The sequence below is a fragment of the Clavibacter sp. MX14-G9D genome, assembly GCF_032917815.1.
GTDB classification, from domain to species: Bacteria; Actinomycetota; Actinomycetes; order Actinomycetales; family Microbacteriaceae; genus Clavibacter; species Clavibacter michiganensis_K.
Map to the genome: position 1 here is coordinate 1 of NZ_JAVCVL010000161.1, position 6,315 is coordinate 6,315.

6 protein-coding genes are annotated in these 6,315 nt (G+C 72.9%); all 6 read right to left on the bottom strand.

Features of this window, described 5'->3' with window-relative positions; translation table 11 throughout:
* Positions 1-138: 138 nt before the first annotated feature.
* The 6 genes from Q6969_RS11860 to Q6969_RS11885 all read right to left on the bottom strand — a co-directional run bounded on the left by Q6969_RS11860 (position 139) and on the right by Q6969_RS11885 (position 6,090).
* Positions 139-1,215: a glycosidase gene (locus tag Q6969_RS11860; RefSeq protein WP_317230623.1), complete on the bottom strand. Its 1,077-nt coding sequence runs from the start codon at positions 1,213-1,215 to the stop codon at positions 139-141.
* A 2-nt stretch (positions 1,216-1,217) separates the two neighbouring features.
* Positions 1,218-2,051, bottom strand: coding sequence for a carbohydrate ABC transporter permease (locus tag Q6969_RS11865; RefSeq protein ID WP_317230627.1), 834 nt, complete (start codon positions 2,049-2,051; stop codon positions 1,218-1,220).
* Positions 2,052-2,059: 8 nt separating this feature from the next.
* Complete coding sequence (locus Q6969_RS11870; RefSeq protein ID WP_262404311.1) at positions 2,060-2,941, bottom strand: sugar ABC transporter permease; 882 nt, start codon at positions 2,939-2,941, stop codon at positions 2,060-2,062.
* A 95-nt stretch (positions 2,942-3,036) separates the two neighbouring features.
* Positions 3,037-4,347: an extracellular solute-binding protein gene (locus Q6969_RS11875; RefSeq protein ID WP_317230624.1), complete on the bottom strand. Its 1,311-nt coding sequence runs from the start codon at positions 4,345-4,347 to the stop codon at positions 3,037-3,039.
* 110 nt (positions 4,348-4,457) lie between these two features.
* Positions 4,458-5,504 (bottom strand): LacI family DNA-binding transcriptional regulator, encoded by a 1,047-nt coding sequence (locus Q6969_RS11880; RefSeq protein ID WP_317230625.1) that lies wholly within the window; start codon positions 5,502-5,504, stop codon positions 4,458-4,460.
* Positions 5,505-5,646: 142 nt separating this feature from the next.
* Positions 5,647-6,090, bottom strand: a complete 444-nt coding sequence (locus Q6969_RS11885) for an SRPBCC domain-containing protein (RefSeq protein WP_317230626.1) — start codon at positions 6,088-6,090, stop codon at positions 5,647-5,649.
* Between the last annotated feature and the right edge of the window lie 225 nt (positions 6,091-6,315).

The following is a 6,315-nucleotide window of genomic DNA, read 5'->3' on the forward strand; positions in this document are numbered from 1 at the left end:
GGCGGCGCCGGCGGCCGTGAGGCCCCCGGCGGCGAGGGCGACGGCCGCGAGCGCGGCCGCCGTCCGGGTGATGGTGATGCGCGTCATCGGGCTCTCCATGGGTCGGTCGTGCGGGTCGTGCGTGGTGATCCGAGTGGATCAGGCGGTGCGGTCCAGGCGGGCCACCCCGATGGCGCTGTCGGCCATCCCGTAGAACACGTAGTCGACGCCGTCGATCCGCTCGATGGTCGTCGGGAAGACCACGTTGGCGACGATGCCGTCGGTCTCGTCCGCGGTCTCCGGGGAGAGCAGCGGCTCGCTGGTGCGCCGGAGGACGCGCGAGGGGTCGTCGGCGTCGAGGATCATCGCGCCCGCCGAGTAGAAGACGTCCTTCTGCTGCGCCACCCGGAACTCGAGCGTGCCGACGACGCCGTGGTGGATGAGCAGCCACCCCTCGGGCACGCGCAGGGGCACCGGTCCCCCGCCGATCTTCAGCTCCTCGAAGGCGTGCTCGCTGAGGGCCACCTGCCGGTGCCACCTCCACCGCACGAGGTTCGCGACGTCGCGCTCCACCTCCTCGACGGGCACGTAGCTGATCCAGATGCCCGCGCGCCGGTCGGTGACCTGCGCCGGGGGCTCCGCCTCGATGCCCTCGGCGATGCCGAGCTCCCAGGTCGGCCGGTGCAGGGCGGCGTAGCAGGGCGTCCCGTCGGGGCCGGGGACGGCCTCGGGGAAGAACAGCGTGTCCTTGTTCGGGAACAGCGACAGGTCCACGCCGAGGTCGTCGTCGTAGGCGAAGTGCACGGGGCCGAGCCGTCGCCATTCGCGCAGGTCGGAGGAGACGGCGATCGCGCTGCGGGGGCCGACCGGCCCGTAGGCCACGTAGGTCATCACGTGGAGCCCGAGCGCGTCGATGAAGGTGATCCGCGGATCCTCCACCCCCGCGTTCTCGAGCCCCCGCTCGAAGGGCCGGTCGGGCGCGAGCACCACGCCCTGCCGCTCGACGCCGACGGGCACGCCGTCCTCCACGAGGATGCGCGCGATGCCGATGCGGCTCACGTTGCCGGCGGCGACGAGCCGCGGGAGGAGGTACAGCTCGCCGTCGGGGCCGCGCCCGCTGGCCGGGTTCAGCACCCCCTCGGCCTCGAAGGGGTCGTCCGGGTCGGGCGTCATCACGACGCCCACGCGGGTGAGCGCGTAGGGGAACGCGGTCGTGGGGGAGGTGGTCGAGGTCATGGTCAGCCTTTCACGCCGGAGCCGATGTCGGTGGAGATGAAGTACCGCTGGAACACGATGAACAGCAGCACGGCCGGGGCGGCCAGCACGCACGCGCCCGCGAGGACCGCGCCGAACGGGTTGGCCGCGGTCGCCGCCACGTTGCTGATGTAGTTGGCGAGCGACACCGCCAGCGGCTGCAGCGTCGCGTCCTTGGTGATGAGGAAGGGCCACAGGAACTCGTTCCAGGGTCCGATGAAGGTGAGCAGCATCACGGTCACGAGCGCCGGTCGCACGAGCGGCAGCGCGATCCGGCGGAGCACGGCGAGCTCGCCGGCGCCGTCGATGCGCGCCGCGTCGAACAGCTCGCGCGGCACCTGCAGGAAGTACTGCCGGAAGATGATGACCGCCGTCGAGTTGATGGCGAACGGCAGGATCATGCCGAGGTGCGAGTCCGCGAGGCCGTAGTCCCGCGCGATGAGCACGTACAGCGGGATCATCAGCAGCTGGAACGGCACCACCTGGACGAGCAGCGCCAGCGCGAAGGTGATGCCGCGCCCCCGCCACTCGAGCTGCGCGAGCGCGTAGCCCACGAGCACCCCGAACACGACCGTGCAGAGGATCACCCCTCCGGTGAAGATGCCGGAGTTGACGAGCCCCGACACGAGGTCGATGCGTCCGTCGATGTCCGTGTAGTTCGCCCCGGTGATGTTGCCGAGGGAGGGGAACGCGCCCGCGGGCGACGGGTCGGGCGACTCCTGGAGGGAGCCGACGACCATGTAGTAGAACGGGAACAGGAACACGAGCGCGCCGATGGCGAGGACGACCGCGCGCAGGGCCTTCTGCCCCCGCGTCATGCGGTCGCTCACCGGTCCCGCTCCCCGGCGAAGCGGTTCTGCAGGAGCGCGATGACGAGCACCAGCACCACGAGGACCACGCCGATGGCGGCGGCCACCCCGGGCTTCCCCTGCTGGATCCCCTCCTGGTACATCAGCAGCACCGGGGAGGTCGACGCGCCGTTCGGCCCGCCGCCCCCGGTGAGCAGGTACGGCTCGGTGAAGAGGTTCGCGCCGGTCACCGTCGCGAGCAGCAGGACGAGGACCGTCGCGGGGCGGACCCCGGGGATCGTCACGGAGAAGAAGGTCCGGACGCGCCCGGCGCCGTCCGTGGCCGCCGACTCGTACAGCTCCCTAGGCACGTTCTGCAGCGCCGCGAGGTACAGCAGGATGTAGAACCCGAGCTGCTTCCACGTCACGAACAGCGCGATGGTCGGCATCGCCCACGCCGAGTTGATGAGCCAGGAGGGCGTCGGTGCGAGCGGCCCGAGGACGGAGTTCACCAGCCCGTCGCCGGAGAACAGGAACAGCCACACCCCGACGACCGCGACGCTCGCGGTCACGTAGGGCACGTAGTAGGCGACCCGCAGGAACGTGCGGAACCGCACCACCTTGTCGAGGGCGGTGGCCAGCACGAGCGAGAGCACCACGGTGAGCGGCACGTTGATGAGGAGGAACACGCCCACGTTGCCGAACGAGCGGATCACGGCGGGGTCGCCGAGCACGGTCCGGAAGTTGTCGAGGCCCACGAAGGGACGGTCGACGACCGCGCCGGGGGCGGCGAAGAAGTAGTCGTGGAACGCCATGTAGATGGCGAAGCCCAGCGGATACGCGAACACCGCGAGGACGAACACCAGGTACGGCGCGCTGAACAGGAGCCCCAGCGGGTGGCGCCCGAGGATCCGGTTCAGCGGCCCCCGGCGCTCCGCGGCGGAGGGCGAGGGCCGCGGGGCGCCGGGCGGGCGCCCGGCGCGCCGGGGCGCGGAGGTGACGGACACGGCGGTGCCTAGCCCTGCGCGGCGAGCTCGTCGATCTGCGCGGCGGCCTCGTCGAGCGCGTCGTGGACGTCGCCCTCGCCGAAGATCACGGCCTTGGACCACGCGTCGCGGAACGCCTGCAGCATCTCCACCGTGGTGGGCCCGCCGGGCACCTCGACCGTGCGCGCCGCCTGGTCGCCGAACTGCGTGTAGGCGGGGTTGGCGGTGAAGTAGTCGGCGTAGGTGCCCTGCAGGTCGGTGCGCAGCGGCATCTGGCCGGTCAGCTCGAGGAGCTGCCCGTCCTGCTCCTCGCTGGTCGCGAACTTGAGGACCTCCCAGGCGGTCGCCTGGTTCTCGCACGCCGAGTACAGGCCGACGTTCTTCGCGTCGCTGAACGTGTAGACCTCGTCCGCGGGCTTCCCGTCGGCGGTGGGGACGGGGACGGATCCCCAGTCGACCTTGTCCTGGTAGACGGACACGGCCCACGGGCCGACGATGGACATGGCCGCCTGCCCGTCGGCGAACGAGTCGCCCGTGTAGGCCTCCTGGCCGGCGAGGCCCTCGGAGTAGAGGCTCGCCCAGAAGTCGGCGGCCGCGTATCCGGCCTCGTCCGCGAAGGTCGCCTTCCCGTCCTCGACGAGCTGCGCGCCGTCGGACTGCGCCGCGTAGAGCGGGTAGAAGTCGAACTGGGTCTGGAAGAACTCGCTCGTCGGCGCCGGGAGGATCGCGTTGGGCGCGACCCCGGCGTCCACGAGGGTCTTCGACGTCGCGAGGAAGTCGTCGTAGGTCGACAGCGCCGGGGCCTCGGGGTCGAGCCCGGCCTGCCGGAACAGGTCCTTGTTGTAGAAGATCATCACGGGGTTCGACTTCCACGGCATCTGGTAGTAGCCGCCGTCCTCGCCCTGGTACTGCTCCGCGGAGTCGCCGCTGCGCTCCTCGATGTAGGAGGCGCCGTCCGGGAACGACGACAGGTCGACGAGGCCGCCCTGCTTCTGGAACTGGCCGACGGCGCTCGGCGCGGTGTTGAAGATGAGGCACGGCGCGTTGCCGGCGGTGATGGCGGCGCCGATGACCTCCTCGCTGCTCTTGCCCGCGGGGATCTCCTGCCCGGTGATCTGCTCGTCGGGGTGGTCGGCGTTCCAGGCCTCCACCATCTGCTTGCCCCACGCCACCTCCTGCTCGTTGTTCGAGTACCAGATGGTGATGTCGCCGGTGGCCTCGAGCTTGGCGGAGGCGTCGCCCCCGCCTGCCGAGCTGCAGGCGGTGAGGGCCGCGAGGGCGATCGCGGAGGATGCGGCCACCGCGAGGCGGCGGCGGGATCGTGACGGCGTGCGGGACATCGGTGTCTCCTGTCTCTCCCGGCTCCATCGCCGGGTGCGGTGCTGCGGATCGTGAGGTGCTGCGGTCGTGCGGTGGTCCGGCGCGGCGGCGCGGTGCCGTCGCGGCGGGGTCAGGGGCGGACGGGGGTCCGGTCGTCGGCGGGTGCCGGGCCGGTGGATCCGCGCACCACGAGGCGCGCGGGGTCGAGCTCGACGCTCGGGACGGATTCCGCGTCGACGCGGGCGAGGAGCGTGCGGGCCGCGGCGGCCCCCCACGCGAAGGGGTCGCTCGCCACGGTGGTGAGCGGCGGGTAGACGTGCTGGGCGATGTCCGTGCCGTCGAACCCGGTGATCGAGAGGTCGTCGGGGACCCGGAGGCCGGACCGCTGCGCGACGCCGAGCCCGGCGATCGCCATGGGGTCGTTCGCGTAGACGATCGCGGTCGGCCGGTCGGGCCGGTCGAGGAGCGCGCGGGTCGCACGCGCCCCGTCGGAGGCGGAGAAGTCCGTCTCGACCACGGTCGCGTCCGCCGTCCCGAGCTCCGTCGCCGCCACGAGGAAGGCGTCGCGTCGCCGGCTGCCGTGCAGCATCCCCGACGGCCCGGCCACGTGCGCGATGCGCCGGTGCCCGAGGTCGACCAGATGGGCGACGGTCGCGCGCACGCCCGCGGCGTCGTCGAGCACGACCGCCGGCAGGTCGCTGGGGCACGCGGGGCGCCCGAGGGTCACGGCGGGCAGCCCGAGCGACGCCACGAGGGCGATCCGCGCGTCGTCGTGCCGCAGGTCGGTGAGCAGCACGCCGTCGACGCGCCGGTCCCGGGCGAAGGAGCGGTAGGCGTCGAGCTCCGCGTCCTCCCCCTCGACGACGCTCAGCACGAGCGCCCGGCGGAGGGGCGCGAGGACGCTCTCGACGCCCGCGATCAGACCCGGGAAGAACGGGTCGACGCCGATGACCTTCGGGTCGCGCGCGATGACGAGGCCGACCGCGTAGGACGTGCGGGTCGACAGCGAGCGGGCCGGGAGGCTGGGGCGCCACCCCAGGTCGTCGGCCGCGCGCAGGATGCGGGCGCGGGAGTCGGAGCTGACGCCCGGCCGGTCGTTGAGGGCCGCGGACACGAGCGCCTTGCTGACGCCGGCGCGCTGGGCGACGTCGAGGATCGTGGGTGCGCCCGCGGCCATGGCCCCTCCTCGTCGAGTGCCGGCGGGCCACGTGGATGCGCGACCTGAACCGGTTCAGATGACGCTACGCCCCGACCGCCGCCGAGCGCAAGGGCCGGATCGAGACCGGGTGCGAGGGCCTGGTCGCCCAGGTCCGGCGGGCCTACGCCCCCGGTGCGACCAGCCCCTCCATCACGTCGAAGAACGAGCTCCAGCCCTGGATGGTCATGGCACGCTGCTCGGGCGTGAAGTCGCCCGCGACCTGCGTGAACGTCATGCGCGTGGCCCCGCCCGCGACCTCCTCGAGCTCGACCCGCAGCGGCTCCCCCGCGGGCTCGTCCGGCCGGTCGGTCATCGTCATGCGGAGGCGTCCCGGGCGGTCGAGCTCGACGTACCCGCCGGCCCAGTCGATCGCGTTCCCGTCGGGGAGGCGCATCACGGCGGTCCAGGCGCCGCCCTCGCGCACGTCCATCCGCAGGGTGTCGTGCGGGACCTCGATGTCCGCGCCGCCGAACCAGGCGGAGAAGTCGGCCGGGGTGGTCCACGCGTCGTAGACGCGCTCCCGCGGGGCGGCGAACGTGCGGGTGATGACGATGGGCTCGCTCATGGCGACCTCCGATGCTGCAGGACGGACGGGCCCCGGGCCGGACCCCGGCATGGGGAGGGCCGCCGCCCCCGAGGAGGCGGCGGCCCTGCCGCGAGTCGACCAGCCGCGGACGGCCGTGTCAACGGGGTGCACCCGGGGAGCGCTCAGTCCCCGTCCCGGCCGTCGCGCGCGTCGCTCGACGGGACCGCGACGCGCGACGCCGGCTCGGCCGCGTCGGGTCCGGTC

Coding starts and splice junctions, on each gene's coding strand:
- Q6969_RS11860 (WP_317230623.1), bottom strand. CDS start 1,215: ATGACCTCGACCACCTCCCCCACGACCGCGTTCCCCTACGCGCTCACC.
- Q6969_RS11865 (WP_317230627.1), bottom strand. CDS start 2,051: ATGACGCGGGGGCAGAAGGCCCTGCGCGCGGTCGTCCTCGCCATCGGC.
- Q6969_RS11875 (WP_317230624.1), bottom strand. CDS start 4,347: ATGTCCCGCACGCCGTCACGATCCCGCCGCCGCCTCGCGGTGGCCGCA.
- Q6969_RS11880 (WP_317230625.1), bottom strand. CDS start 5,504: ATGGCCGCGGGCGCACCCACGATCCTCGACGTCGCCCAGCGCGCCGGC.
- Q6969_RS11885 (WP_317230626.1), bottom strand. CDS start 6,090: ATGAGCGAGCCCATCGTCATCACCCGCACGTTCGCCGCCCCGCGGGAG.